This is a genomic window from Cellulosimicrobium sp. SL-1 (assembly GCF_011033075.1).
Lineage (GTDB): Bacteria > Actinomycetota > Actinomycetes > Actinomycetales > Cellulomonadaceae > Cellulosimicrobium > Cellulosimicrobium funkei.
Genome location: NZ_JAACJC010000001.1, coordinates 324375 through 349748, shown reverse-complemented (window position 1 = coordinate 349748; position 25374 = coordinate 324375). Strand labels below are relative to the sequence as shown.

Genomic DNA, 25374 nt, shown 5'->3' with positions numbered 1-25374 from the left:
ACCGGGGGTGTCACCCTCCATGGATACCGCCCCCCGGCGCGGCCCGCCATGCGAACGGGCACGCGGGGCACGCCCCGACCTGCGCGATGATGGGAGCCATGACCTCTCCCGCCCCCGCACAGCCGGTCCGTTCGCTCACCCCCGCCGAGGCGTGGGCGACGCTGCGGACCGGGAACGACCGCTTCGTCGCCGACGCCCCGCTGCACCCGTCGCAGGGCGCGGACCGACGACGCGAGACGTCGGCCGCGCAGCACCCGCACACGGTCCTGTTCGGCTGCTCCGACTCCCGCGTCGCGGCGGAGATCATCTTCGACCAGGGCCTGGGCGACATGTTCGTCGTCCGCACGGCGGGGCACGTGGTGGACACCACGGTGCTCGGCTCGATCGAGTACGGCGTCGAGGTGCTGTCCGCGCCGCTCGTCGTGGTGCTCGGGCACGACTCGTGCGGCGCCGTGGGCGCGGCGGTCGAGACCCTGCGGACGGGCGCGCAGGCGAACGGGTTCGTCCGGGCCGTCGTCGACCGCGTCATCCCCTCCGTGGCGAAGATCACGGGCGCCGGGAACGGCACGCTGGAGAACCTCGACCCCGCCGTGCTCCGCCGCGAGCACGTGCGCAACACGGTCGACATGCTGCACTCCTACTCGGCCGGCCTCGCCGCGGCCGTCGCCGAGGGCCGCTGCGCGATCGTCGGCGTCGAGTACGACTTCGCCGAGGGCCGCGCGCACCTGGTCGACGTCGTGGGCGACGTCGGCGAGCAGCCCCGCGCCGACGCCTGACCCCACGGCCCGGGCTGCGCGGCTGCCCCGGCGCGCTCGTCGCCGGGGCAGCGCCCGCCGACCCGCGCACGACCCTCCCCGCAGCCCGCGTGACCTCGCTCACGCGGGTTGCGGGGGCCGGCGCGCGGTGCGGCAGGATGGCCCCATGACTGCATCTCCCGAGGCTCCCGGCGCCGCCGCCGGGACGGCCGCACCGACGACCGAGTACCGCATCGAGCACGACACCATGGGCGAGGTGCGCGTGCCCGCGCAGGCCCTCTACCGCGCGCAGACGCAGCGCGCGGTGGAGAACTTCCCCATCTCGGGCACCCCGCTCGAGCGCGGCCACATCGAGGCGCTCGCCCGCGTGAAGAAGGCCGCGGCCCGCGCGAACGCGGAGCTCGGCGTGCTCGACGAGGACGTCGCCGCCGCCATCGTCGCCGCGGCCGACGAGGTCGCGTCGGGCGCCCACGACGCGCACTTCCCGGTGGACGTCTACCAGACGGGGTCCGGGACGTCGTCGAACATGAACACGAACGAGGTCCTCGCGACGCTCGCGACACGCTCGCTCGGGCGCGACGTGCACCCGAACGACCACGTCAACGCGTCGCAGTCCTCGAACGACGTGTTCCCCACGTCGGTCCACGTCGCCGCGACGGCCGGGGTCGTGCGCGACCTGGTGCCCGCGCTGGGCCACCTCGCCGAGGCGCTCGAGGCGAAGTCCGCCGAGTTCGCCACGGTCGTGAAGTCGGGCCGCACGCACCTCATGGACGCCACGCCCGTGACGCTCGGCCAGGAGTTCGGCGGGTACGCCGCCGCGATCCGCTACGGCGTCGAGCGGCTGGAGTCGGCGCTCCCCCGCGCCGCGGAGGTCCCGCTCGGCGGCACCGCCGTCGGCACCGGCATCAACACGCCCGCCGGGTTCCCCCAGCGCGTCATCGCGCTGCTGGTCGAGGACACGGGCCTGCCCCTCACGGAGGCGCGCGACCACTTCGAGGCGCAGTCCTCGCGCGACGGCCTCGTCGAGCTCTCGGGCGCGCTGCGCACGATCGCCGTCTCGCTCACCAAGATCTGCAACGACCTGCGCTGGATGGGCTCCGGCCCGAACACGGGTCTCGGCGAGATCTTCATCCCGGACCTGCAGCCGGGCAGCTCGATCATGCCGGGCAAGGTGAACCCCGTCGTGCCCGAGGCCGTGCTCATGGTCGCCGCGCGCGTGATCGGCAACGACGCGACCGTCGCGTGGGCCGGCGCGTCGGGCTCGTTCGAGCTCAACGTGCAGATCCCCGTGATCGCGCAGGGCGTCCTCGAGTCGATCCGCCTCCTCGCGAACGCGTCGCGCGTCCTCGCGGACAAGACCGTCGCGGGCATCACGGCGAACGTCGAGCGGGCCCTCGCGCTGGCCGAGTCGTCGCCGTCGATCGTCACGCCGCTCAACCGCGTCATCGGCTACGAGGCGGCGGCGAAGGTCGCGAAGCACTCCGTCAAGGAGGGCCTCACGGTCCGCCAGGCCGTGATCGACCTGGGCTTCGTCGAGCGCGGCGAGGTCACCGAGGCGCAGCTCGACGAGGCGCTCGACGTCCTGTCGATGACGCGCCCGCCGCAGGCCTGAGCGTCCGCGACCCGGGACCACGGAGGCCGGGCGGAGCGGGACGACCCGCTCCGCCCGGCCTTCGCCGTTCCACCGCCGCCCGCCCGTGGTCAGCGGCCGGGCGGTCGTTCAGCCGAGGTGGACGGCGACCTCGTCGCCCGCGGGCAGCAGCCGCTCCTTCGGGCCGCGCACCAGGGCGAACGCGAGGACCGCGCCCAGGAGCATCGTGACCGCGGCGGCCACGAAGACGGCGGAGTAGCCGTCCACGAGATCGGCGGTCGTGGGCGCTCCGGCGGCGGGCAGGGCGTTCGCGTAGACCGTCGTGAAGACGGACAGGCCGACCGAGCCGCCCACCTGCATCGCCGCGTTGACGGTCGCGCTCGCCGCTCCGGCGTCGTGCGGTGCGACGCCGGCCAGCGCCACGTTCTGCAGCGGCACGAGGACGAGCGCGAGGCCCACGCCGAGCACGACCTGCGACGGGAGGATCTCGGCGGCGTACGAGCCGCCGACCGTGACGCGGCTCAGGAGCAGCAGCCCGACGGCGGCGACCACGGGCCCGGCGACCATGAGCGGCCGCGGCCCGACCCGGGGCAGGAGCTTCGTGACGACCGGCGCGAGCACGAGGATGACGAGCGTCATCGGCACCGAGCCCAGCCCCGCCCGCAGGGGTGGCAGCCCCATGACGACCTGCAGGTGGAACGACAGGTACAGCAGCGCCCCGATCATCAGCGTGCCCACCACGGCCTGGAGCAGGAACGCGCCGGCGCGGACCCGGTCCCGCACGATCCGCAGCGGGAGCAGCGGCTGCGCCGTGCGGGATTCCACGACGACGAACGCGGCGAGCAGGACGACCCCTACCGCGAGGCAGGCGAGCGTGCCGGGCGCCGTCCAGCTGTGCTCGGCGAGGGTCAGCCCGTACACGAGAGCACCCAGACCGAGCACGACGAGCACCGCGCCGAGGACGTCGTAGCGGTTGTCGCCCTCGGCGCGGCTCTCGCGCAGCAGGAGGCTGCCCGCGACGAGACCGACGACGACCACCGGCACGTTGACCCACAGGCACCAGCGCCAGTCGGCCAGCTCGGTGAGGAGCCCGCCGAGGACGAGGCCGACGGCCGCGCCGACACCCGCGATCGACCCGAAGACGGCGAACGCGGTGTTGCGCTCACGGCCGGCGGGGAAGGTGACGGTCAGCAGCGCGAGCGCCGCCGGGGCGAGCAGCGCCGCGAAGACGCCCTGGAGGCCGCGCGCCGCGACGAGCTCACCGCCGTCGCGCGCGAAGCCCGCGAGCAGCGAGGCGACCCCGAAGCCGGCCATCCCGACGAGGAACGTCCGCTTGCGCCCCGCATAGTCGGCGATCCGTCCGCCGAGCAGCAGGAGCGCGCCGAACGCGAGGGCGTACGCGGTGACGACCCACTGGCGCTGCACGTCGGAGAGCCCGAGCTCCGCCTGGGCCTGCGGGAGGGCGATGCTCACGATCGTGCCGTCGAGCACCACGAGGAGCTGGGTGAGGGCGAGGACGACGAGCACCCACCAGCGACGGGCAGACGGCGCACGCTCCGCAGCGGCCCTCGGTGCGGGGTCGGTCGGGACGGGGACGGGTGCGACGTCGGTGGAGGGCGGGGAGAGACGTGCAGGCATGGGCGACCTTCTGCGCGGGAGGGGATCGTGGGGTTTCCAGCCCGGACCGGTCACGCTCGGCGAGACCCGGCCGCTCCAACCGCGGGGTCGGACAGACGGACCACCTTAGCCCGACGGCGGCGGCGCCCGCCGCGCCCGAGAGCGGTGACGTCGGTCACCGCGCGACGCCGTCAGTAGTCGACGGGGTCGAGGCGGCGCAGCACGACGGCGAGCAGGCGCGCGAGCTCGGCGCGCTCGGCCTCGTCGAGGTCGACGAGCGCCGCGCGCTCGCGGTCGAGCTGCTGCGGGAAGACCTCGTCGACGAGCGCCGTCCCGGCGTCGGTGAGCGCGACGAGGACGCCGCGCCGGTCGCGCTCCGCGACGGTGCGCTCGACGAGTCCGGCGCGCTCGAGCCGGTCGAGGCGCTTGGTGATCGACGCGCCGGGGGCGCCGGTCATCGTCGTGACCTCGCCCGCACGCAGCGGCCGCCCGGCGCGGCGCAGCGCCGCGAGCACGTCGAACTCCGCGCGCGAGACGTCGTGCCGTGCCGCGGAGCGCTCCAGCGCCGCCTCGAGCAGCGCCGCGACGCGACGCAGCCGCGCCCCGACCGCCGACGTCGCGGTGTCGAGGTCCGGCCGCTGCTCAGCCCACTCCGCGCGCACGCGGTCGACGTAGTCCACGGACCCAGGATAGGGCGGGCCTCACACTCTTTCACTGGTGAAACACTGAGGAATCACCGCTATGCTGGTTCGTCGATGCCCCTCTCCTCCCCCGCCCGCCCGGCGCTCGCGCCCGTGCGCGCCGCCGCCCAGGACGTCCTCGACCCCGCCCACCTCCGCGACGCCCTGCGCGTGAGCCCCGCCGACGCGACGGTCGCCGCCGCGCTGCGCTGCGGCGCCGCGGTCGCGCTCGCGATCGCCGTCCCGGGCCTGCTCGGGCGCCCCGACCTCGCGGCGTTCGCGTCGCTCGGCGCGCTCACGTCGCTCTACGGGCGGTACGACCCGTACCGGCGTCGGGCCACGCTCCTCGCGACCGTCGGCACGCTCATGACCGGCACGATCGCGGCCTTCACGCTCCTCGCCGCGGCGGGCGCGCCCGCGCTCGTCACGACCGCCGCCGTCGCGCTCCTCGCCGCCGGGGCCACGGCCTTCTGCCTCCTCGTCCGCACGGGCCCGCCCGGCGCGACGATCGTCGTCTTCGCCGCGGGCGCGGGCCTCGCGGGCGCACCGACGCTCGCCGACGTCGCCCCGCGCGCGCTCGCGGCCGCGTTCGGCGCGCTCCTCGCGGGGCTCGTGTGCACGGCCGGCGTGCTCGTCCGCCCGACGGCGCCCGCGCGCCTCGCCGTCCGCCGCGCCGCCGACGCCGTGCGCGCCGCCGAACGACCCGGGGCCCCGGAGAACGCCGCGCATGCTGCCCGCGGTGCCGTCGCCCGGGCGCGCGACGTCCTCGCGGACGACGCCTCCTGGTGGCGGACCCGGGACGCGGTCCCCGCGCTCGCCGCGGAGCTCGACGCCGTCGAGGAGGCGCTCGACGCGAGCGGCGCGCCGCGCGGCGACACCGGCCCGGCGGTCCGCACGACCCTGCGCGCCCAGGCACGGTCCCGGGCCGCAGGACCATGGCGGCTCCCGACCGTGCGCGTCGGCGTCGCCGGGCTCGTCGCCGGTGCGGTCGCCGCCGTCGCCGGCCTCGGGCACGCGGCGTGGGCGACCATGGGCTCGACCGCGGTGCTCCAGGGCGAGTCGACGCGCCACGCCGTCGTGCGGGCGCTGCAGCGCGGGGCCGGCACGGTCGCGGGCGCGCTCCTCGCCTGGCCGCTGCTCGCCGCGCCGCTCGGGTTCTGGGGGACGGCCGCCGTCGTCGTCGTGCTCCAGACCGTCACCGAGACGATCGTGGGGCGCCACTACGGGCTCGCGATGCTCACCATCACGCCCATGGCGCTGCTCATGACCTCGCTCGCGCACCCCGCCGACCCGTCGGCACTCGCGCTCGACCGCGCGCTCGACACGGTCCTGGGCGCCGTCGTCGGCGTCCTCGCGGTGGTCCTCGTCCACCCGCGGACCCGCCGCCGCGCGAGCGAGACCCCCGGTCCGCCGAGGGAGAGGCCTGGCACCGCGAGGTAGAGGCCTGGTCATGACCAGGCCTCTACCTCGGCGGCGGGTCAGACCTCGATCGACTCCAGCATCTCCGTGACGAGCGCCGCCACGGGCGACCGCTCGGAGCGCGTGAGCGTGACGTGCGCGAACAGCGGGTGGCCCTTGAGCGCCTCGATGACCGCGGCGACGCCGTCGTGCCGGCCCACGCGCAGGTTGTCGCGCTGCGCGACGTCGTGCGTGAGGACGACGCGCGACGACTGCCCGATGCGGGACAGCACCGTGAGCAGGACGTTGCGCTCGAGCGACTGCGCCTCGTCGACGATGACGAACGCGTCGTGCAGCGAGCGCCCGCGGATGTGCGTGAGCGGGAGCACCTCGAGCATCTCGCGGTCGATGACCTCGTCGAGCACCTGCGGCGAGACGAGCGCCCCGAGGGTGTCGTAGACGGCCTGCGCCCACGGGTTCATCTTCTCGGCCTCGGAGCCGGGCAGGTAGCCGAGCTCCTGGCCCCCGACGGCGTAGAGCGGCCGGAACACCATGACCTTGCGGTGCTGCCGGCGCTCCATGACGGCCTCCAGCCCGGCGCACAGCGCGAGGGCCGACTTGCCGGTCCCGGCCCGCCCGCCGAGCGAGACGATCCCCACGCTCTCGTCGAGCAGCAGGTCGATCGCGACGCGCTGCTCCGCGGACCGCCCGTGCAGCCCGAACACCTCGCGGTCGCCGCGCACGAGCTGCACGTGCTTGTCCGCGGTGACGCGCCCGAGGGCGGACCCGCGCGGCGAGTGCACGACGAGACCCGTGTGGCAGTGCAGCGGGCCGGCCGCCTCGACGACCGCCGGGTCCAGGCTCGTGAGCTCGACCGACTCGTGCTCCCAGAGCGCCGCCGCCTCCGCGTCGGTGAACGAGATCTCGCCCATGCCGGTCCAGCCCGAGTCGACGGCGAGCTCGTGCCGGTACTCCTCGGCCCGCAGGCCCACGGCCGACGCCTTGACCCGCATCGGCAGGTCCTTCGACACGACCGTGACGTCGTGACCCTCGGCCGCGAGGTTCGCCGCGACGGAGAGGATCCGGGTGTCGTTGTCCCCCAGCCGGAACCCGGCCGGCAGCACGCCCGGGTCGGTGTGGTTGAGCTCCACGCGCAGCGTCCCGCCGACGTCGCCGACGGGGATCGGGGCGTCGAGCCGGCCGTGCTTGACCCGCAGGTCGTCGAGCATGCGCAGCGCGCTGCGCGCGAAGTACCCGAGCTCGGCGTGGTGGCGCTTGGCCTCCAGCTCGGTGATGACGACGACCGGGAGGACCACGTCGTGCTCGGCGAACCGCCCGATGGCGCGCGGGTCGCTCAGCAGGACCGACGTGTCGACGACGAACGTCCGGCGCGCGCCGTCCGGTGCGCCGTCCTGCGGTGTGGGTGAGGTACCGGGGGTGGGTGAGGAATGGACCACGAGGGCTCCCCTCCGGCGCACGCGCGCCGTTCTCTCTCTGGGCGAGGCGGGCGACCGGCCGTCGGGCCGTGGGTGCCACGGCTCAGCAGCGCCGGTGCCGGCCCTCCTGAGCGGAGCGTGAACCCCATCGGCTGGCCTCCCGGAGGACGGCGAAGGTGCCGTCCGTCTCCTCGAAACTACGCCCGTGTGATTCCGGTCACCACCCCCGACACGCCTCCGCGCGAGGTTTAACCCCCCGTTCACGCGGAGGCCGCACTCCCCGGTGCGCGAGATCGACCCGAGCGCCCGAGACCGGCCCTCCGAGGGCCGGCGCCGTGACGGTCGGGTCGATCCCGGACGGGGTCAGTACTCGACGTGCTTCGGCGCCATCGCGATCGCGGCGACGAACCCGAGCACGAGCACCACGGCCGTGACCGCGAGCGTCTGCCCGACGGCGGTCGCGAAGCCCTGGTGGAACGCGGCGGTCGCGGCGTCCGTGACCTGGCGCGCGACGTCGTCGGGCACGCCCGGCGGGAGGTCGAACGACCCGCCCTGGCCCCCCTGGAGCGACCCCGCGTTCGCGAACCCGTCGACGAACTGCTGGCGGAACTGCTCGGGGAGCGAGGCCGCCGCGTCCCGCGCGGCCGCCGGGAGGGTCACCGCGAGGCGCGCGGTGAGCGTCGCGACGATCGCCGCCGACCCGATCACGCCGCCGACCTGGCGCGTCGTGTTGAAGGCGCCCGCGCCCGCCCCGGCGGTGCGGTGGTCGAGGCCCGACGTCGCGAGGTTCGCGAGCGGCGAGAAGACGCACCCGGTGCCGATGCCGAACAGCGTCATGGGGAGCACGATCGTCACCACCGACACGCCCGGCCCGACGACCGCCGCGAGCCAGCCGATCGCGACCGCGAGGACGCCGAACCCCGTCGCGACGACCCACTTCGCGGGCACGCGATCGGACAGGCGGCCTGCGAGCGGCGCGACGATCCCCGACACGAGCGAGCCCGGCAGGTTGACCAGCGCGGCGTGCAGGGGCGACAGCCCGAGGATCGACTGGAGGAAGATCGTCAGCGGGAAGAAGATGCCGATCATCGCGAACGACACGGACATGCCCGCGACGTTCGCGAGCGAGAAGTTGCGCGAGCGGAAGAGCCGCAGCGGCAGCAGCGCGTCGTCGCCGAGCCGGCGCTGCCACAGCACGAACGCGGCCAGCACGAGCAGGCCGACGCCGATCACGCCCCACACCGTGACCGGCCCGGTGATCGTGCCCCAGTCGTACGTCTGGCCCTCCTGGAGCCCGAAGACGACCGCGAAGAGCCCGACGACGGACAGCACGACGCCGACCACGTCGAACGAGCGCTTGTTCGTCGCGAGCCGCGGGAGCCGCACCAGGGCGAGCCAGAGCGCCACGACCCCGACCGGGACGTTGACGAAGAAGATCCACTCCCAGCCCCACGACTCGACGAACAGCCCGCCGAGCAGCGGGCCGGCGATCGTCGCGACGCCCGCCGTCGCGCCCCACAGGCCCATGGCCGCTCCGCGCTGCCGCGGCGGGAAGACGCGCGTGATCATGGCCATCGTCTGCGGGGTCATGAGCGCCGCGCCGACACCCTGGACCACGCGGGCGGCGATGAGCATCCCGATCGAGCCCGACAGCCCGCACCACGCGGACGCGAGCGTGAACACCGCCAGGCCGACGACGAACACCGGCTTGGGCCCGTACCGGTCGCCCAGGCGACCCGCGAGCAGAAGCAGCACCGCGTACGAGAGCAGGTAGGCGCTGTTCACCCAGCCGACCGCGACCAGCGACGCGTCGAGCTCGCGCTGGAGCGTGGGGACCGCGATGTTCACGATCGTGGTGTCCACCATGATCATGAAGAAGCCGAGGATGAGCGGCGGCAGGATGCTCCAGGCGCTGCGGCCGTGGAGGTCGACGAGGGGCACGACGCGCGAGCCGGCCTCGGCGGGTGCCGGGGCCGGGCCGGTGCCCGGGGCGGGAGTGGTCACGAGGACTCCTGAGGTGAGGTCGTGCGGGAGTGGCGGAACGCGGGCCCGGGCTCCTCGGTCCAGCTCAGCGCGCCGGACGTGACGTCCGCGACGGTCGCGTCGAGCCAGGCGATCTCGGCCCGGGTCTGGTGGAGCTCGAAGTGGGCGTCGAGCAGGTAGCGGCGGGGCAGGCCGCGCGCGACCACGTCGTCGAGGCGCTCGCGCACCCCGTCGATCGCGGCCGCGAGCGCCGCGCGACGCTCGCGGAGCAGCGCGAGGGCGTCCTCGCGCGGGAGGTCGTGCACGAGCGCGAGCCCGACAGGGAAGGCGGGGTACTCGCGCGGCGTCTCGCGGACGAGGTCGCGCGTGCGGGCGTCGTGCGCGGCCACGCCGGCCGGGGTGATGGCGTAGAGCGTGCGCTCGGGGCGGTTGCCGTCCCGGTCGACGCCCGCGCGCTCGACGAGGCCGTCCCGCTCGAGGCGGTCCACCGCGTGGTAGACGGCGCCGGGGTTGAGCCGCACGAGGCGGTCGTCGCGCCGCTTGCGCAGGCGCACGAGCATCTCGTACGGGTGCATGGGCTGCTCGAGCAGCACGGCGAGCACGAGGGTCGCCGTGGGGCTGAGGCGCGGGGAGGTCACGGTGGTCTCCGGGACGGGGTGGCGGGGTAGCAGGCCGGCGGGTGGGGAGCTCGCGCCCGGCTGGAATATTCCGGTTGGAATATACGCCTCCCGCTCGACCGGTGTCGACCGCCGGGCTCCATGCGGGCGGAGGTCACGCGCGCGGAGATCGCGCGCGCGGGTCGCGGGCGCGCGGTCGCGCGGGTGCGACGGCGCGCGTAGGTTCACGAGCCATGAGGGCCCCCGAGCTCCTCGATCTCGACGCCACCGCGCTCGCCGGTGCCCTGCGCGCCGGCGACGTCTCCCCCGTCGAGGTCCTCGACGCGACGCTCGACGCCGCCGCCGGGGTCGGTGCCGCCGTCGGCGCCTTCACCGTGCTGACCCCGGACCTGGCGCGCACGCAGGCCCTCGCCGCACAGGACGCGCTCGTGGCGGCGCGGCGCGACGGCCGGGCCGGTCCCCACGACGGCCTCCCGCCGTTCCTCGGCGTCCCCTGCCCCGTCAAGGACCTCACGATGGTCGAGGGCGTGCCGATGCGCGCGGGCTCGGCCGCGATCGATCTGTTCCCCGCCCCGTACGACGACGGCGTCGTGACGCTCCTGCAACGCGCGGGCACGGTGATGGTCGGCAAGACCTCGACCCCGGAGCTCGGCCTGCCCTGCTACACGGAGCCCGACGTCGGCCCGACCGCCCGCACCCCGTGGGACCTCGCGCGGTCCGCGGGCGGGTCGAGCGGGGGTGCGGCCGCCGGGGTCGCGGCGCGCGTCGTCCCCGTCGCGCACGGGAGCGACGGCGGCGGCTCGCTGCGCATCCCCGCGAGCGCGTGCGGGCTCGTCGGGCTCAAGCCGTCGCGCGGGCTCGTGAGCCCGGGCCCGTACGGGGTCGACGGCGCGGGGCTCGCGACGCACGGCGTCCTCACCCGGTCGGTCCGCGACACCGCCGCGTTCCTCGACGTGCTCGCGCGCCCCTGGCCCGGCGACACCTTCACCGCGCGGCTCGGCGCCCCGCCGGACGGGCGACGGCTCCGCGTCGGGCTGCTGCTGGAGCCCGTGATCGCAGCCGACGCCCCCGTGCACCCGGCGTGCGCCGACGCCGCCCGCGCAGCGGCGGAGCTCCTCGTCCGGCTCGGGCACGACGTCGTCGAGATCCCGCCCCCGTTCGGGGCCGAGCGCTGGGACGCGTTCGCGGCGCTGTGGTCCGTCGGGGCGCTCCAGGCACCCGTCCCGCCGGAGCGCGAGCACCTGCTCGTGCCGCTCACGCGGTGGCTGCGCGAGCGCGGGCGCGCGGTGAGCGGGCTCGCGTACGCGACGGCGCTCGCGGGGGTGCAGCAGCTCACGCGCGAGGTCGCCGCCGCGTGGTCGGGCGTCGACGTCGTGCTCTCCCCCACGCTCGCGCAGCCGCCCGCGCTCGTCGGCAGTCAGCGCGTCGACGACGACCCGGCCGCCGACTTCGCGGCGCAGACGGCGTTCACGCCCTGGACGAGCCTCTGGAACCTCACGGGGCGGCCCGCGGTCTCCCTCCCGCTCGGCGAGGCGCGCGTCACCGACCCCGACGGGTCTGCGGCGACCGTCCCCGTCGGGGTGATGCTCGGCGCGGACCACGGGGACGACGCCCTGCTGCTGGCCCTCGCGGCGCGCCTCGAGGAGACCGCGCCGTGGTCCCACCGTCGCCCGGGGACGTCGTCGTGACGGCGTACGCCTGCCTGCTCTTCGCCGTGAACGTGGGCGGGCGGAAGGTCCCGTCGACCGCGCTGCGGGACCTCGCGGGCGAGCTCGGCCTCGCGCACGCCCGCACGGTCGTGAACAGCGGGAACCTCGTCGTCGGGCCGGGGTCGTCCGGTGCGTCGTCGCCCGCGGACGTCGCGCGCCTCCTGCACGACGGCGTCGCCGAGCGGTTCGGCGTCGACTCCGCCGTGGCCGTGCTCACGACCGAGCGCCTCCGGAAGATCGTGCGCGGGAACCCGCTGCCCGACGACGCCGCCGACCGCCCGGCCGGGCTGCTGGTCCACGTGGGCGAGGAGCCGGTCGACCCGGACGCCGCCGCCGCGCTCGGGCCGCGCCTGACGACCGAGCGCGCCGTCGTCGCGAACGGCGTCCTCTACGTCGCCTACCCCGACGGCGTCGGTCGGTCGAGGCTGACGGCGGCCGTCCTCGCGAAGGCGGCCGGGACCCCGGTGACGGGCCGGAACTGGAGAACGACGACGCGCCTCCTCGCGCTCGCCGAGGACACCCCGCCCTGACGCGCGCGGCGGGACGAGCGCCAGGAGACTGGACCGCGAGCCGGACACGTCGACCGCGAGGGGTGCGCCGCCCCGTAGAATCGTGGGCGGTGTGCCGGGAAGTCTGGTCGGCCACGGTCCGCGACGCGGCCGTGCGACACGACAGCGACCCCGGGAGCACGATGACCCACCCCGCCCTGCCCTCCGGCCCCTCGACCACCCCGCAGACCGACCGCCCCTCCCCCGGTGCACGCCTGCGCCGCTGGGTCGGGCGCGAGACGACGGGCGGCGCCCTGCTCATCGGCGCGGCGCTGCTCGCGCTGGTCTGGGCCAACTCGCCCTGGCGCGAGTCCTACCTCACGCTGTCGAGCACCGTCGTCGGCCCGTCCTCCCCGCTGCACCTCGACCTGACGCTGTCGACATGGGCGGCCGACGGCCTGCTCGCGATCTTCTTCTTCGTGGTCGGCGTCGAGCTCAAGCAGGAGTTCGTCGCGGGCAGCCTGCGCAACCCGAGGCAGGCGGGCGTCCCGGTGCTCGCGGCGATGGGCGGCATGGCGGTGCCGGCCCTGATCTTCGTCGCCGTCCTGCTGACCACGGGCGACCCGGGCGCGCTGCACGGGTGGGCGATCCCCACGGCGACGGACATCGCGTTCGCGCTCGGCGTGCTCGCCGTCTTCGGCCGCGGGCTCCCCGTCGCGATCCGCACGTTCCTGCTCACGCTCGCGGTCGTCGACGACCTGCTCGCGATCGTCGTCATCGCGATCTTCTACACGGCGGAGCTGCAGTGGGGCTACCTCGGCCTCGCGCTGCTCGCCGTCGCGCTCTACGCCGTCCTCGTGCGCGCTCGCCGCACCCGCTGGTGGCTCCTGCTGCCCGTCGCGGTGGTCGCCTGGGCGTTCATGCACGAGTCGGGCGTCCACGCCACGATCGCCGGCGTCCTGCTCGGCTTCACCGTCCCCGCGCTCGCGGTGCACGGGGAGCGGGAGCCGCGCACGCAGCGCTTCGAGCACACGGTGCGCCCGCTCTCGCAGGGCGTCGCGCTGCCGGTGTTCGCGTTCTTCGCGGCCGGCGTCTCGATCGTGGGCGGCGAGACGCCCGTCGGGGAGGTGCTGACGCAGCCCGTCGTGCTCGCCATCGTCCTCGGGCTCGTCGTCGGCAAGCTCGTGGGCGTGCTCGGGGTCACGGCGCTCGTCACGCGCTTCACGCCGCTGCGGCTCGCGGCCGGCATCGGGGTGCGCGACCTCCTGCCCGTCGGGTTCCTCGCGGGCATCGGCTTCACCGTCTCGCTCCTCATCGCGGAGCTGTCGTTCCCCGACGCCGAGCACACCGACGGCGCGAAGATCGCGATCCTCGCGGCGTCCACGGTCGCGGCGGTGCTGGCCGCGCTCGCGCTGCGCTGGGACGCCCGCCGGGCCCGCTCGAACGACATGAACCGCGACGACCTCCCGGACGATGTCACCGACTTCATCGGTGACCCGAAGGACCGCCTGGAGCACTAGCCCGAGCGGGCCCGCCCTGCTCAGCAGGCGGCGGCGACCTCGAACCGGCCGGGCGCGGCCTCGCGCAGCGTCGTGACCGTCGCGTCGCCCTGGCCGAGGTACGCGAGCGAGCCGACCGCGTAGTACGGGTTGTAGGGGTTCACGCCGTAGGAGATCGCGCGCCCCGCGGCCCGGTGCTGCGCGTTCGTCGCGGTGCCGCACCACGGCCCGGTCGGCGCCTGCACCGTCAGCGCGACCTGCGCGGTCGACGCGTTCCCCGCCGCGTCGACCGCGCGGGCCGTGAGCACGTGGGAGCCGGGCGCGAGCGCCGTCGTGTCCCAGTCGAACCCGTACGGGGCGGTGCGCAGCGTCGCGAGCATCGCGCCGTCGACGCTCAGCTCGACGCGGTCGACCGCGCGGTCGTCGGACGCCGCGACCTCCACGCGGACCGTCCCCGAGACGGCGGCGCCCTCGGCGGGCGCGGTGATCGCGACCGTCGGCGCCGTGACGTCCGGGTCGGGGCCCGGGTCGCGGTCGACGCGCCGGTTGTTCGCGAACAGGAAGTCGGTGAGGTAGGCCGGGTAGTCGATGCTGTTCGTCGACACGTAGGACCCTCCGGGGCCGCCGCCCGCGGGCCACGCGTGCGCGAGCCCGGTGTTCTGGACCAGCGAGACGCGCGGGCCGGCGGCGTCGGACCACAGCGACCCGGTGCCCGCGCGGTTCGTGCCCGCAAGCCCGGCGAGCGAGAACGACGACGTGGTCCCGGCTCCGTAGAGGTCGGCCATGACCTGGGCGTTGAGCGTCCCGTACCCGGTCGCGACCGTCGTGTCGGCGCTGCCGAAGACGACGGACGTCACCTGCGAGCCGAAGCCCGCCGCGTGCGTCCCCGCGAAGGTCCGGCACGTCGAGCGCGCCTGCGCGAGCGTCGTCGCGACGCTCCCGATCTGGCCCGACGTCGTCCCGACCGTCGGCCCCGCCGCGATCCCCACGCCCGCGAACACGTCGGGCGCGAGGCAGCCCATGACCATCGCCTGGCCGCCGCCGGACGACAGGCCGCTGACGTAGACCTGGTCCGGGTCGATGCCGAGCGAGGCGTCTGCCAGCAGGGTCGAGACGAGGTCGAGCAGGTTGTCGTCGTGCCGCGCGGGGTTCGTGCGGCTGTGGTTCGTGTCGTAGTAGTCCCAGCAGCCGAGCAGGACACCGCCGTTCGGCGCGGCGGGGACCGCGACGACCATGCCGTGCTCGTCGGCGGTCGCGGTCCAGTTGCCGCCGTTCTTGAGCACCTGCGACGTCTGGACGCACCCGTGCAGGGAGACCATGAGCGCCCGACCGCCGGGGAGCGCGGGCGCCGTCGACGGCCGGTAGAGCTCGACCGTCATCCCGCCGGCCGTGCGCTGGGACCACGACCCGGCGGCCGTGGCCGGTGCGGTGACGAGCGGGGCGAGCACGACCGCGAGCGCCGCGCCGAGGGCGAGCGCGACGGCGCACCGGCGGGCGCGGGCGCGCTGTCTGAGGGAGTGCCTGACCATCTGAACCTCCACGTCGAGGTCGGGTCGCCGTCGGCGCTTCGCGCGCCGTGGCGCGCACCGTCGCGCGCCGGACCCGGGCGAACCGGACGCTACGTGTGACCTGAATCACCTGTCAACATCAGACCTGCCGCGACCGGCGCGCTCGCGACACCGGGCGCGCGGCGGTCCCTCCCGACGCGGGTTGACACCGCGCCGCCCGGGGATCCATGATTCCCGCAACCTGAATCGCCTCTCATGTTTGAGCGGCGCTCCCCCTCAGGACCACCCAACGAAGGGCGAAGTCATGCGGACGAAGAAGTCCCAGCGGTCGGCGCTCGCCGTCGCCGCGCTCGCGGCCGCGAGCCTCGCGCTCGCCGCCTGCGCGCCGACCGACGCGAGCGGCGGCGGCAGCGCCGGAGGCGAGACCAGCACGAGCGCCGACCCGGTCGACGTCGGCATCATCTACTCCAAGACCGGGCCGCTCGCGGCCTACGGCGAGGCCTACTACGAGGGCTTCCAGGCCGGTCTCGACTACGCGACCGACGGCACGGGCGAGGTCGACGGCCGCCCCGTCAACGTGACGTTCCACGACGACGGCGGCGACCCCGACAAGGCCGTCGGGCAGGCAAAGGACCTCATCGGCAAGGGCTACCAGATCCTCGGCGGCACGGTCGTGTCCGGCGTGGCGCTCAAGCTCGCCGAGCAGGCCGAGCAGAACAAGGTGCTCTACATCTCGGGGCCCGCCGCGGTCGACGCGCTCACGGGCATCAACGACTACACGTTCCGCTCGGGGCGCCAGTCGCTCCAGGACGTGGCGACCGCCGGCACGTTCGTCGACCCGGACGGTGCGAAGGTCGTCGTGTTCGCCCAGGACAACGCGTTCGGCCAGGGCAACCTCGCCGCGGTCGAGGCCGTCCTCGGCGCGCAGGGCGCCGAGGTGACGAGCGTGCTCGTCCCGGAGGACGCGACGGAGTTCACGCCGTTCGCGCACCAGATCGTCGACGCCGCGCCCGACCTCGTGTTCGTCGCGTGGGCCGGGGCGACGTCGGGCGCGATGTGGCAGGGCCTGGACCAGCAGGGCGTCCTCGACGCGACCACGGTCGTCACCGGGCTCGGCGACGTCGCGACCTACGGCGCGTACGGCGCCGCGGCGAGCAAGGTCGACTTCCTCAACCACTACTTCCCCGGCGCCGCGGGCACCGAGGTCGAGGCCGCGATGCTCGCGTCCGTCGAGGAGGCCGGGAAGCAGGCCGACCTCTTCACGCCCGACGGCTTCGTCGCCGCGCAGATGATCGTCCACGCGATCGCCGAGGGCGGCGACGACGTCGACGCCATGGTCGACGCGCTCGAGGGCTGGAGCTTCGACGGCCCCAAGGGCACGACGACGGTCCGCGCGTCCGACCACGCGCTCGTCCAGCCGATGTACCAGGTGAAGCTCGTGGCCGAGGGCGACGGCTGGGCTCCCGAGCTCGTCGCCGAGGTGCCGGGCGACGACGTCGCGCCGGCCGAGGCGGGCTGACGTGGGCGAGCCGCACACCCTCCCCGCGCTCGAGGTCCGCGACCTCGGGCTCCAGATCGGCGGCGCGCGGATCCTGCGGGGCGTGAGCCTCGCCGTCGGGCAGGGCGAGATGCTCGGCGTGATCGGGCCGAACGGCGCGGGCAAGACGACGCTCTTCAACCTGGTCTCGGGGATCCACCGCCCGACAAGCGGGGCGGTGCTCCTCGAGGGCGCGGACGTGACGACCACCTCGGTGGCCGCGCGCGCCCGCGCGGGCCTGGGCCGCACGTTCCAGACGTCGAGCCTGTTCCCGCGCCTGAGCGTCCGGGAGAACGTGCGGCTCGCCGCGCAGGGGCGCCTCGGCGGCGCCCTGTCGGTGCTGCGCTTCCCGCGTCGTGGCGACGCCGCGACGCGGGAGGCGGACCGGCACCTGGAGACCGTCGGGCTCGTGCGCCGCGCCGAGGTCGCCGCGGGCGACCTGTCGCACGGCGACAAGCGCAAGCTCGAGATCGCGGTGCTCCTCGCGACCGAGCCGCGCGTCGTGCTGCTCGACGAGCCCATGGCGGGCGTGTCGTCGGCCGACGTGCCCGGCCTCGTCGAGGTCATCCGCGACCTGCACGCGACCGGCTGCACGGTGCTCATGGTCGAGCACCACATGGACGTCGTGCTGGGGCTCGTGGACCGCGTCGCCGTCATGCACCACGGCGAGCTGCTCGCGTGCGACACCCCCGACGCCGTCATGGCGGACCCGACGGTGCAGAGCGCCTACCTCGGCGTCACGGCAGGAGAGGCAGCATGAGCGGCAGCAGCAGGAGCACCGCCCAGCCCGCGGTCGGGAGCGACGTGCCAGTCCTCGAGGTGCGCGGGCTGTCCGCGCGCATCGCGGGCCAGCAGGTCGTCGAGGACGTGACCTTCTCCGTCCCGGCCACCGGGGTCACGGCGGTGCTGGGCCGCAACGGTGTCGGCAAGACGTCGACCCTCAAGGCCGTGCTCGGCCTGATCGAACGCCGGGGCGAGGTGCTGCTCGCGGGCGAGCGCGTCGACGGCGAGCGCACGGACCGGATCGTGCGGCGCGGCGTCGGGTACGTGCCCGAGGACCGGGAGGTGTTCGCCGGGCTCACGGTCGCGGAGAACCTGCGCCTCGCCGAGCGCGACGCCCACCCGCGGCGCGAGCTCGTCGCCGAGCTCTTCCCGGACCTCGTGCAGCGCGCCGCCCAGCGCGCGGGCACCCTCTCGGGCGGTCAGCAGCAGATGGTGTCGCTCGCGCGCGCCCTGCTCAACGCCAACCGCCTGCTCCTCGTCGACGAGCCCACCAAGGGCCTCGCGCCCCGGATCGTCGGGGAGGTGTCGGACGCGCTCGCGGAGGCGGCCCGCACGGTCCCGATCCTGCTCGTCGAGCAGAACCTCGAGGTCATCGAGCGGCTCGCCGAGCGCGTCGTCGTGATCGACGCGGGCCGCGTCGTGCACACCGGTCCCGCGCGCGAGCTTCTCGACGACCCCGACCGCGTCCAGCAGCTCCTCGGCGTGCACGCCGAGGTCGACCACCACGGAACCGAAGGGGCGGTGGCCCGGTGAGCACGATCGTCCTCCTCCTCGTCACGGGGCTCGGCCTCGGGGCGCTGTACTTCCTCGTCGCGTCGGGCCTGTCGCTCATCTACGGGCTCATGGGCGTCCTCAACTTCGCGCACGGTTCGTTCCTCACGCTCGGCGCGTTCGGCGGCTGGTTCGTCGCGCGCTCGCTCGGCGCGGACTCGTGGGGCGTCTTCGGGCTCTCGCTGCTCGCCGGGGCCGTCGTCGGGGCGGGGGCCGCGGCGCTCACCGAGCTCCTGCTCATCCGCCCGCTCTACGAGCGGCACATCGAGCAGGTGCTCGTCACCGTCGGGCTCTCGCTCGCGTCCGTCGCGCTGTTCGAGGGCATGTGGGGGTCGGACCCCGAGTTCATCTCCGGCCCGGCATGGCTCAAGGGCACGACCGACCTCGCGGGCGCGCCGGTGCCTAACGACCGGTTCGTCGCGATCGGCGCCGCGGCGCTCGTGCTCGGCGCGATCGTGCTGTTCCTCCAGCGCACCCGCTACGGGCTCATCATCCGCGCGGGCGTCGAGAACCGGTCCATGGTCACGGCGCTCGGCATCGACGTGCGCAAGGCGTTCACGCTCGTCTTCGCGGTCGGCGGCGCCGCCGCGGGGCTCGGCGGGGTCCTCGCCTCGCAGTACTTCGGGTACGTCTCCCCGCACCTCGGCGGGTCGCTGCTCATCTTCGCGTTCATCGTCACCGTCATCGGGGGGCTCGGCTCCCTGACCGGTGCGGCGGTCGCGTCCGTGCTCGTCGCGGTCCTGCAGCAGTTCGCGAACTACTACCTCGGCTACGGCGACCTCCTCGTCGTGCTCCTCCTCGCGCTCGTGCTCCTCGTCCGTCCCACCGGCCTCCTCGGGAGGGCAGCCGCATGACCACCCAGACCGCTCCCCCGGCCCCGGCCGCCCCCGCCGACGACGCACCGCGCGCCGACCGACCCGCCCGCCGGGCGCCGTCGGGCACGCTGGTCCGCACGCTCGCGGGCGTCGCGCTCGTCGCGGTGCTCGCGTGCCTCCCGCTGCTCGCGCTCCACGTGCCGGGCGTCCTGCCCGGCCCGACGTACACGCCCGGCGCGCTCCAGATGATGGCGATGTGCTGGCTCGTCGGCGCCCTCGCGCTGAGCTACCACCTGCTGTTCGGGGTCGCGGGCCTGCTGAGCTTCGGCCACGCGCTGTACTTCGCGGCAGGGCTGTACGGGCTCGCGATCGTGCTCGACACGACCGAGATCCCGCTCCTGCCCGCCGCGGCGCTCGTGCTCGTCGGCGGGATCGTCCTCGCGCACGTCGTCGGCGCCGTCTCGCTGCGGGTCACGGGCATCTCGTTCGCCATGGTCACCCTCGCGTTCGCCCAGGCGGGCAACGTGCTCGTGCGCCGCAACCCCGGGGGCACGACCGGCGGCGAGGAGGGCCTCGCGCTCGCGACCCGGAACGTCCCCGACGCGTTCGTGGGCGTGCTCAACACGCGCAACCTCTACTGGCTCGCCCTCGCCGTGCTCGTCGTCGTCTACCTCGTGGTGCTGTGGGTCGAGCGGTCGCGCGCGGGGCACGTCGCGGCAGCGACGCGCGAGAACGAGATGCGCGTGCGCGTCATCGGCGGGCGCCCCTACCTCGTCAAGCTCCTCGTGTTCGTCCTCGCGGCGACGCTCGCGACCGTCGTCGGCATGGCGTACCTGCTGCTCCAGTCCGGCGCCGTGCCGCGCGCGACGTCCGCCGACTTCACGCTCACGCTGCTCGTCATGGTCGTGCTCGGCGGCGTCGGGTCCCGGTGGGGCGCGATCGTCGGCGGCGTGCTCTACACGATCCTCGACCAGCGGCTCGGCACGCTTGCGAGCTCCGCGGCCGTCGCGGACCTGCCGGCCGTGCTGCGCGTGCCGCTCAGCGAGCCGCTGTTCCTGCTCGGGACCCTCTTCATCCTCGTCGTGATGTTCCTGCCCGGCGGCATCGCGGGCGCCGCGTCGCGCCTCGCCGCGCGCCGCCGCCCGCGGGAGGATCGGGAGGAGGCCCGCGAGCGCCTGGAGGAGGTGGCATGACGACGCAGCACCAGGACGCCCAGGACGGCCTGCACACCCTCGGGCGCTGGACGCGCGACCGCGCGCTCGCGACGCCCGACCGCGTCGCCGTCGACGACCGCGGCGTGACCCTGCGCTACCGCGACCTGCACGAGCGCGCGAGCGCCCTGGCGGCGGCGTTCCGGGAGGCGGGCTACGGCGTCGGGGACCGCGTCGCGACCGTCACGGGCAACAGCGCCGACCAGGTCGTGCTGTTCTTCGCGTGCGCGCAGGCCGGGCTCGTCCTCGCGCCGCTGTCGTGGCGGCTGTCGCCCGGCGAGCTCGCCGCCCAGGTCGAGCAGGCCGACCCCGCGCTCGTGCTCGTGGAGCAGGAGTTCTCCGGCCTCGCGGACTCGGCGTTCGACCGGCTCGACCCGCTGCGCCGGCTCGACGGGGAGCGGCCCGGCCGCCCGCCCCGGCGGGCGGAGCTCGGGCGCAGCGGCGTCGAGGCGCACGTCCCGCCGCCGTCACGGCGGGGGCCCGCGCCGGAGCGCCGGCCCGTGCGCGACGACGACCCGCTCCTCCTCGTGTTCACGTCCGGCACGCAGGGCACGCCCAAGGGCGCGCTGCTCACGCACGCGAACTGCTTCTGGACGAACCTCTCGCTCTCGCGCACGGTCGAGCTGACGAGCCACGACGTCGTGCTGAGCGTGCTGCCGCAGTTCCACGCGGGCGGGTGGAACATCCAGCCGCTGCTCGCATGGTGGACCGGCGCGACCGTCGTCCTGGAGCGCACGTTCGAGCCAGAGCGCGTGCTCCAGCTCGTCGCCGAGCGCCGCGTCACGACGATGATGGGCGTCCCGACGAACTACCTGCTCCTCGCGGAGCACCCCGGCTTCGCGGACGCCGACCTGTCGTCGCTGCGGCACGCCGTCGTGGGCGGCGCGCCCATGCCGGAGCCGCTGCTGCGCACGTGGCACCGCCGCGGCGTCGCCCTCTCGCAGGGCTACGGGCTCACGGAGGCGGGCCCCAACGTGCTGTGCCTGCCCGACGACCAGGCCCGCGAGCGCAGCGGCTCGGCCGGCACGCCGTACCCGCACGTCGAGGTCGCCGTCGCCGACCCGGTGACGGGCCGCCACCTCGACGGGCCCGCGGCGGGCGAGCTGCTGGTCCGCGGGCCGGGGGTGTTCGCGGGCTACTTCCGCGACGAGGCCGCCACGGCCGCGGTCCTGCGCGACGGCTGGCTGCGCACCGGCGACCTCGTCGAGCGCGACGTCGACGGGTGCTACCGCGTGGTCGACCGCCTCAAGGACGTCTTCATCGTCGGCGGCGAGAACGTCACGCCGTCCGAGGTGGAGGCCGTGCTCCGCCGCCACCCCGCGGTGGCGGACGTGGCGGTGGTGGGCGTCCCCGACGACCGGTGGGGCGAGGTCGGGGCCGCGTTCGTCGTGCCGCGCGCCGGCCACCCCACCGACGCCGAGGAGCTGGAGGCGTTCTGCCGCCGCGAGCTCGCGCACTTCAAGGTCCCGCGCCGCTTCGACCTCGTCCCGTCCCTGCCCCGCACGTCGTTGCACAAGGTGTCGCGCCGCTCGCTCGCCGAGCGCGTGACCGTCCCGGAGGACTCATGAGCACCCAGCCCCGCACCGCCCGCGGCAACCGCACCCGGGCGAAGATCCTCGCCGCGGCCGAGCAGGTGTTCGCCGAGGTCGGGTACCACGACGCGTCGATCGTGAAGATCACCGAGTCCGCGGGCGTGGGTCAGGGCACGTTCTACCTGTACTTCGAGTCGAAGATCGACGTGTTCGACGAGCTCGTCGACGACCTCAACCGCCGCGTGCGGCACGCGATGATCGAGGCGAGCTCGCAGGCGACGACGCGCCTGGCCGCCGAGCGCGCGGGGTTCGAGGCGTTCTTCCGCTTCACCGCCGAGCACCCGGCGCTCTACCGGATCGTCCGGCAGGCCGAGTTCGTCTCGCCCGGGGCGCTGCGCCGCCACTACGCGCGCATCGTCGAGGGCTACATGACCGGGCTCGACAAGGCGCGCGCGAACGGCGAGGTCGGCCACGACGTCGACCCGGAGGTCGCCGCGTGGGCGCTCATGGGCATCGGCGAGATCGTCGGGATGCGCTGGGTTCTGTGGGGCGGGCGCTGGGACGAGGGCGCGGAGCCTCCGTCGTACGACACCGCGGCCGCCGAGGTCCCCCCGCACGTGTTCGAGCAGACCATGCAGTTCATCGAGCGCGCGCTCGCCGCGCCGCGGACCGCACCGCCGACCGGGACCAGGCCCGCCACCTCGACCGACACCGAAGGAGACGCGCGATGACCGTCCCCGCCACCGGCCCCGGCACCGCCCCGACCCTCGCCGGGCGTCGTGCGCTCGTCACGGGCGGCGCGAGCGGCATCGGCGCCGCGTGCGCGCGCGAGCTCGCCACGCGCGGCGCGCACGTGACCGTCGCCGACGTCGACCCCGGCGGCGCGCAGCGCCTCGCGGACGAGCTCGGCGGCGAGGCGTGGGTCGTGGACCTCGCCGACACGCGCGCGCTCGACGACCTCACGCTCGACGTCGACGTCCTCGTCAACAACGCGGGCGTGCAGCGCGTGAGCCCCATCGAGGACTTCCGCCCGGACGACTTCCGCCTGCTGCACGCGATCATGCTCGAGGCGCCGTTCCTGCTGGTCCGGGCCGCGCTCCCCGGGATGTACGCGCGCGGGTTCGGGCGCGTCGTCAACGTGTCGTCCGTGCACGGCCTCGTGGCGTCGCCGTTCAAGTCGGCGTACGTGTCCGCGAAGCACGGCCTGGAGGGCCTGTCCAAGGTGACGGCGCTCGAGGGCGGTCCGCACGGCGTGACGAGCGTGTGCGTCAACCCCGGGTACGTGCGCACGCCGCTCGTGGAGAAGCAGATCGCCGACCAGGCGCGCGTGCACGGCATCCCCGAGTCCGAGGTGCTCGCGACGGTGCTCCTCGCCGAGTCCGCGGTGAGGCGGCTCGTCGAGCCGGAGGAGGTCGCGTCGCTCGTCGGCTGGCTCACCGGCCCGGACGCGTCGATGGTCTCGGGCGCGTCGTGGACGATCGACGGCGGCTGGAGCGCCCGGTGACCGCGCCGACGACCGCGCCGGACGACGTCACCGCCGCGACCCACACCTACGCGACGCTCGACGTCCCCGTCGCGGGCGGGCGGCTGCGCGTCGGCGTGTGGGACCCGGTCGGTCCGCACGCACCCGAGCCCGGCGCCCGGCCCGACGGCGGTGTGCGCCCCGCGCCCGACGCCGTCCCGACCGTCCTCGCCGTGCACGGCATCACGGCGTCGCACCGCGCGTGGCCGGCCGTCGTCGCGGCGCTGCCGGGCGTGCGCGTCGTCGCGCCCGACCTGCGCGGGCGCGGGCGCAGCAACGGCCTGCCCGGCCCGTACGGCATGGGCGCGCACGCGGACGACCTCGCGACGGTCCTCGACGCGCTCGGGATCGACCGCGTCGTCGCGCTCGGCCACTCCATGGGCGCGTTCGTGTCCGTCGTGCTCGCGCACCGCCACCCCCGCCGCGTCTCCCGGCTCGTGCTCGTCGACGGCGGTATCCCGCTCCCGCCGCCGACCGGGCTCGCGCCCGACGCGACGCACGACGAGGTCCTGCGCGCCCTGCTCGGCCCGGCCGTCGAGCGCCTCGAGCGCACGTTCGCCGACCACGAGGAGTACCGCGGGTTCTGGCGCGCGCACCCCGCCTTCGCGAGCGCGTGGGACGAGCCGTGGGCCGACGTCGTCGCGGGGTACGTCGACTACGACCTCGTCGGCGAGGCGCCCGCGCTGCGCCCGGCGTCGTCGGGCGCGGCGGTCTCCGCCGACTCGCTCGAGCTCTACGAGGGCGGGCCGCTCGCGGACGCGCTCGCGGGCGACCACCCGCTCGACGTGCCCCTCGTGCTGCTGCGCGCGCCGCGCGGCCTGCTCGACGAGCCCGAGGCCCTCTACTCCCCCGAGCACCTCGCCGCGTGGCGCGCGCGGCTGCCGGGGCTGCGCACCCGCGACGTAGCGGGTATCAATCACTACACGATCATCATGAGCCCGCCCGGCGTCGAGGCCGTCGCGGGCGAGACCCTGCGGGCCCTGGCCGCCGTCACGAGCGACGGACCCGGACCGGCGAGTGACGAGGAGGTCACGGCATGAGCCCCACGATCGCGTCCCCACGAGGGACCGGGCTGGACAAGGTGGTCGCGTCCGCGGCCGAGGCCGTCGCGGACGTGCCCGACGGCGCGTCGCTCGCCGTCGGCGGGTTCGGCCTGTGCGGCAACCCGATCGCGCTCATCGAGGCGCTGCTCGCCCAGGGCACGCGCGACCTGTGGGTCGTGAGCAACAACTGCGGCGTCGACGACTGGGGCCTGGGCGTCCTGCTCGGCGCGGGGCGCATCCGGAAGATGACGAGCTCGTACGTCGGGGAGAACAAGGAGTTCGAGCGGCAGTTCCTCTCGGGCGAGCTCGAGCTCGAGCTCACCCCGCAGGGCACGCTCGCCGAGAAGCTGCGCGCCGGCGGCGCGGGCATCGCCGGGTTCTGGACGCGCACCGGCGTCGGCACGCAGGTCGCCGAGGGCGGCCTGCCCCAGCGGTACGACGGCGCGGGCGGCGTCGCGCAGGCGAGCGCACCCAAGGAGGTGCGCACGTTCGGCGTCGGCCCGCGCGGTCGCGACGGCGCGTTCGCCGGCGAGGCCGAGTTCGTGCTCGAGGACGCGATCACCACCGACTTCGCGCTCGTGCACGCCCTGCGCGGCGACCGGCACGGCAACCTCGTGTTCCACCGGTCGGCCCGCAACTTCTCCCCGCTCGCCGCGATGGCGGGCCGCGTGTGCGTCGCGCAGGTCGAGGAGCTCGTCGAGCCCGGAGAGATCGACCCCGACGCCGTGCACCTGCCCGGCGTGTTCGTGCACCGCGTCGTCGAGGTGGGCCCGGACGTGCCCAAGCGGATCGAGCGCCGCACCGTGCGCTCGGCCGCCGCGACCGACCAGCCCGCGCCCGCGCCGTCGGGCACCGCGACCACCGTGAAGGAGGGCTGAG

The 25374-nt window shown here is 75.3% G+C and carries 22 protein-coding genes; 16 read left to right on the top strand and 6 right to left on the bottom strand.

Going from position 1 to position 25374, the window contains the following annotated elements:
- The first annotated feature begins 98 nt into the window (after window positions 1-98).
- A complete protein-coding gene (locus GWJ10_RS01570; protein WP_043659766.1) occupies window positions 99-776 on the top strand; it encodes a carbonic anhydrase in 678 nt (225 codons plus the stop codon).
- A gap of 145 nt (window positions 777-921) precedes the next feature.
- Complete coding sequence (locus tag GWJ10_RS01565) at window positions 922-2367, top strand: class II fumarate hydratase (protein ID WP_043659762.1); 1446 nt, start codon at window positions 922-924, stop codon at window positions 2365-2367.
- Between the two features lie 108 nt (window positions 2368-2475).
- Here GWJ10_RS01565 and GWJ10_RS01560 read toward each other — a convergent pair whose 3' ends face one another.
- Window positions 2476-3984, bottom strand: coding sequence for an MFS transporter (locus tag GWJ10_RS01560; protein WP_163184626.1), 1509 nt, complete (start codon window positions 3982-3984; stop codon window positions 2476-2478).
- A gap of 170 nt (window positions 3985-4154) precedes the next feature.
- Window positions 4155-4643, bottom strand: a complete 489-nt coding sequence (locus GWJ10_RS01555; RefSeq protein ID WP_061267618.1) for a MarR family transcriptional regulator — start codon at window positions 4641-4643, stop codon at window positions 4155-4157.
- A gap of 75 nt (window positions 4644-4718) precedes the next feature.
- On the opposite strand from GWJ10_RS01555, the gene GWJ10_RS01550 reads away from it, so the two are divergent.
- A complete protein-coding gene (locus GWJ10_RS01550) occupies window positions 4719-6083 on the top strand; it encodes an FUSC family protein (protein ID WP_163184624.1) in 1365 nt (454 codons plus the stop codon).
- 38 nt (window positions 6084-6121) lie between these two features.
- Here GWJ10_RS01550 and GWJ10_RS01545 read toward each other — a convergent pair whose 3' ends face one another.
- The 3 genes from GWJ10_RS01545 to GWJ10_RS01535 form a co-directional block, all read right to left on the bottom strand.
- Window positions 6122-7498 (bottom strand): PhoH family protein, encoded by a 1377-nt coding sequence (locus GWJ10_RS01545; protein ID WP_163184622.1) that lies wholly within the window; start codon window positions 7496-7498, stop codon window positions 6122-6124.
- 342 nt (window positions 7499-7840) lie between these two features.
- Window positions 7841-9418 carry a DHA2 family efflux MFS transporter permease subunit gene (locus tag GWJ10_RS01540; protein ID WP_277394938.1) on the bottom strand — a complete coding sequence of 526 codons (1578 nt, stop codon included), beginning with the start codon at window positions 9416-9418 and terminating at the stop codon, window positions 7841-7843.
- A 59-nt stretch (window positions 9419-9477) separates the two neighbouring features.
- The gene (locus tag GWJ10_RS01535) at window positions 9478-10098 is read right to left on the bottom strand and encodes a helix-turn-helix transcriptional regulator (RefSeq protein WP_051028208.1); all 621 of its coding nucleotides are present in this window, start codon (window positions 10096-10098) and stop codon (window positions 9478-9480) included.
- Window positions 10099-10310: 212 nt separating this feature from the next.
- Here GWJ10_RS01535 and GWJ10_RS01530 point away from each other — a divergent pair, with 212 nt between their 5' ends.
- From GWJ10_RS01530 to nhaA, 3 genes are all read left to right on the top strand, one after another.
- The gene (locus tag GWJ10_RS01530) at window positions 10311-11765 is read left to right on the top strand and encodes an amidase (RefSeq protein ID WP_163184618.1); all 1455 of its coding nucleotides are present in this window, start codon (window positions 10311-10313) and stop codon (window positions 11763-11765) included.
- On the top strand, window positions 11732-12316 hold the full coding sequence (locus GWJ10_RS01525; RefSeq protein WP_163184616.1) for a DUF1697 domain-containing protein: 585 nt from the start codon (window positions 11732-11734) through the stop codon (window positions 12314-12316). The genes GWJ10_RS01530 and GWJ10_RS01525 overlap by 34 nt, the downstream gene beginning before the upstream one ends.
- Window positions 12317-12477: 161 nt before the next feature.
- Complete coding sequence (gene nhaA / locus GWJ10_RS01520) at window positions 12478-13794, top strand: Na+/H+ antiporter NhaA (RefSeq protein WP_163184614.1); 1317 nt, start codon at window positions 12478-12480, stop codon at window positions 13792-13794.
- A gap of 20 nt (window positions 13795-13814) precedes the next feature.
- On the opposite strand, the gene GWJ10_RS01515 is transcribed toward nhaA, so the two are convergent.
- The gene (locus GWJ10_RS01515; RefSeq protein WP_163184612.1) at window positions 13815-15302 is read right to left on the bottom strand and encodes a PHB depolymerase family esterase; all 1488 of its coding nucleotides are present in this window, start codon (window positions 15300-15302) and stop codon (window positions 13815-13817) included.
- 283 nt (window positions 15303-15585) lie between these two features.
- On the opposite strand from GWJ10_RS01515, the gene GWJ10_RS01510 reads away from it, so the two are divergent.
- Genes GWJ10_RS01510 through GWJ10_RS01465 form a run of 10 tightly spaced genes read left to right on the top strand, consistent with a single transcriptional unit; the run spans window position 15586 to window position 25373 of the window.
- Window positions 15586-16800, top strand: coding sequence for a substrate-binding domain-containing protein (locus GWJ10_RS01510; RefSeq protein WP_076405209.1), 1215 nt, complete (start codon window positions 15586-15588; stop codon window positions 16798-16800).
- Window position 16801: 1 nt separating this feature from the next.
- Window positions 16802-17578, top strand: coding sequence for an ABC transporter ATP-binding protein (locus GWJ10_RS01505; protein ID WP_085388287.1), 777 nt, complete (start codon window positions 16802-16804; stop codon window positions 17576-17578).
- Window positions 17575-18354, top strand: a complete 780-nt coding sequence (locus GWJ10_RS01500; protein ID WP_021482277.1) for an ATP-binding cassette domain-containing protein — start codon at window positions 17575-17577, stop codon at window positions 18352-18354. Before GWJ10_RS01505 ends, GWJ10_RS01500 begins: the two co-directional genes overlap by 4 nt.
- A complete protein-coding gene (locus GWJ10_RS01495) occupies window positions 18351-19226 on the top strand; it encodes a branched-chain amino acid ABC transporter permease (protein WP_021482276.1) in 876 nt (291 codons plus the stop codon). Before GWJ10_RS01500 ends, GWJ10_RS01495 begins: the two co-directional genes overlap by 4 nt.
- Window positions 19223-20380 carry a branched-chain amino acid ABC transporter permease gene (locus GWJ10_RS01490; RefSeq protein WP_163184610.1) on the top strand — a complete coding sequence of 386 codons (1158 nt, stop codon included), beginning with the start codon at window positions 19223-19225 and terminating at the stop codon, window positions 20378-20380. The genes GWJ10_RS01495 and GWJ10_RS01490 overlap by 4 nt, the downstream gene beginning before the upstream one ends.
- Window positions 20377-21966 (top strand): AMP-binding protein, encoded by a 1590-nt coding sequence (locus tag GWJ10_RS01485; RefSeq protein ID WP_076405206.1) that lies wholly within the window; start codon window positions 20377-20379, stop codon window positions 21964-21966. Before GWJ10_RS01490 ends, GWJ10_RS01485 begins: the two co-directional genes overlap by 4 nt.
- Complete coding sequence (locus GWJ10_RS01480) at window positions 21963-22661, top strand: TetR/AcrR family transcriptional regulator (RefSeq protein ID WP_163184608.1); 699 nt, start codon at window positions 21963-21965, stop codon at window positions 22659-22661. The genes GWJ10_RS01485 and GWJ10_RS01480 overlap by 4 nt, the downstream gene beginning before the upstream one ends.
- Window positions 22658-23434, top strand: coding sequence for a 3-hydroxybutyrate dehydrogenase (locus GWJ10_RS01475; protein ID WP_163184606.1), 777 nt, complete (start codon window positions 22658-22660; stop codon window positions 23432-23434). The genes GWJ10_RS01480 and GWJ10_RS01475 overlap by 4 nt, the downstream gene beginning before the upstream one ends.
- Entirely contained in the window at window positions 23431-24492 is a 1062-nt protein-coding gene (locus tag GWJ10_RS01470; RefSeq protein ID WP_163184604.1) for an alpha/beta hydrolase, read from the top strand. Before GWJ10_RS01475 ends, GWJ10_RS01470 begins: the two co-directional genes overlap by 4 nt.
- Window positions 24489-25373, top strand: a complete 885-nt coding sequence (locus GWJ10_RS01465; protein ID WP_163184602.1) for a CoA transferase subunit A — start codon at window positions 24489-24491, stop codon at window positions 25371-25373. Before GWJ10_RS01470 ends, GWJ10_RS01465 begins: the two co-directional genes overlap by 4 nt.
- Window position 25374 lies beyond the last annotated feature (1 nt).

Excerpts from the sequence above, each read along its gene's own strand:
- GWJ10_RS01570 (WP_043659766.1), top strand. The coding sequence starts at position 99 with ATGACCTCTCCCGCCCCCGCACAGCCGGTCCGTTCGCTCACCCCCGCC.
- GWJ10_RS01565 (WP_043659762.1), top strand. The coding sequence starts at position 922 with ATGACTGCATCTCCCGAGGCTCCCGGCGCCGCCGCCGGGACGGCCGCA.
- GWJ10_RS01560 (WP_163184626.1), bottom strand. The coding sequence starts at position 3,984 with ATGCCTGCACGTCTCTCCCCGCCCTCCACCGACGTCGCACCCGTCCCC.
- GWJ10_RS01550 (WP_163184624.1), top strand. The coding sequence starts at position 4,719 with ATGCCCCTCTCCTCCCCCGCCCGCCCGGCGCTCGCGCCCGTGCGCGCC.
- GWJ10_RS01530 (WP_163184618.1), top strand. The coding sequence starts at position 10,311 with ATGAGGGCCCCCGAGCTCCTCGATCTCGACGCCACCGCGCTCGCCGGT.
- nhaA (WP_163184614.1), top strand. The coding sequence starts at position 12,478 with ATGACCCACCCCGCCCTGCCCTCCGGCCCCTCGACCACCCCGCAGACC.
- GWJ10_RS01515 (WP_163184612.1), bottom strand. The coding sequence starts at position 15,302 with ATGGTCAGGCACTCCCTCAGACAGCGCGCCCGCGCCCGCCGGTGCGCC.
- GWJ10_RS01510 (WP_076405209.1), top strand. The coding sequence starts at position 15,586 with ATGCGGACGAAGAAGTCCCAGCGGTCGGCGCTCGCCGTCGCCGCGCTC.
- GWJ10_RS01500 (WP_021482277.1), top strand. The coding sequence starts at position 17,575 with ATGAGCGGCAGCAGCAGGAGCACCGCCCAGCCCGCGGTCGGGAGCGAC.
- GWJ10_RS01490 (WP_163184610.1), top strand. The coding sequence starts at position 19,223 with ATGACCACCCAGACCGCTCCCCCGGCCCCGGCCGCCCCCGCCGACGAC.
- GWJ10_RS01485 (WP_076405206.1), top strand. The coding sequence starts at position 20,377 with ATGACGACGCAGCACCAGGACGCCCAGGACGGCCTGCACACCCTCGGG.
- GWJ10_RS01480 (WP_163184608.1), top strand. The coding sequence starts at position 21,963 with ATGAGCACCCAGCCCCGCACCGCCCGCGGCAACCGCACCCGGGCGAAG.
- GWJ10_RS01475 (WP_163184606.1), top strand. The coding sequence starts at position 22,658 with ATGACCGTCCCCGCCACCGGCCCCGGCACCGCCCCGACCCTCGCCGGG.
- GWJ10_RS01465 (WP_163184602.1), top strand. The coding sequence starts at position 24,489 with ATGAGCCCCACGATCGCGTCCCCACGAGGGACCGGGCTGGACAAGGTG.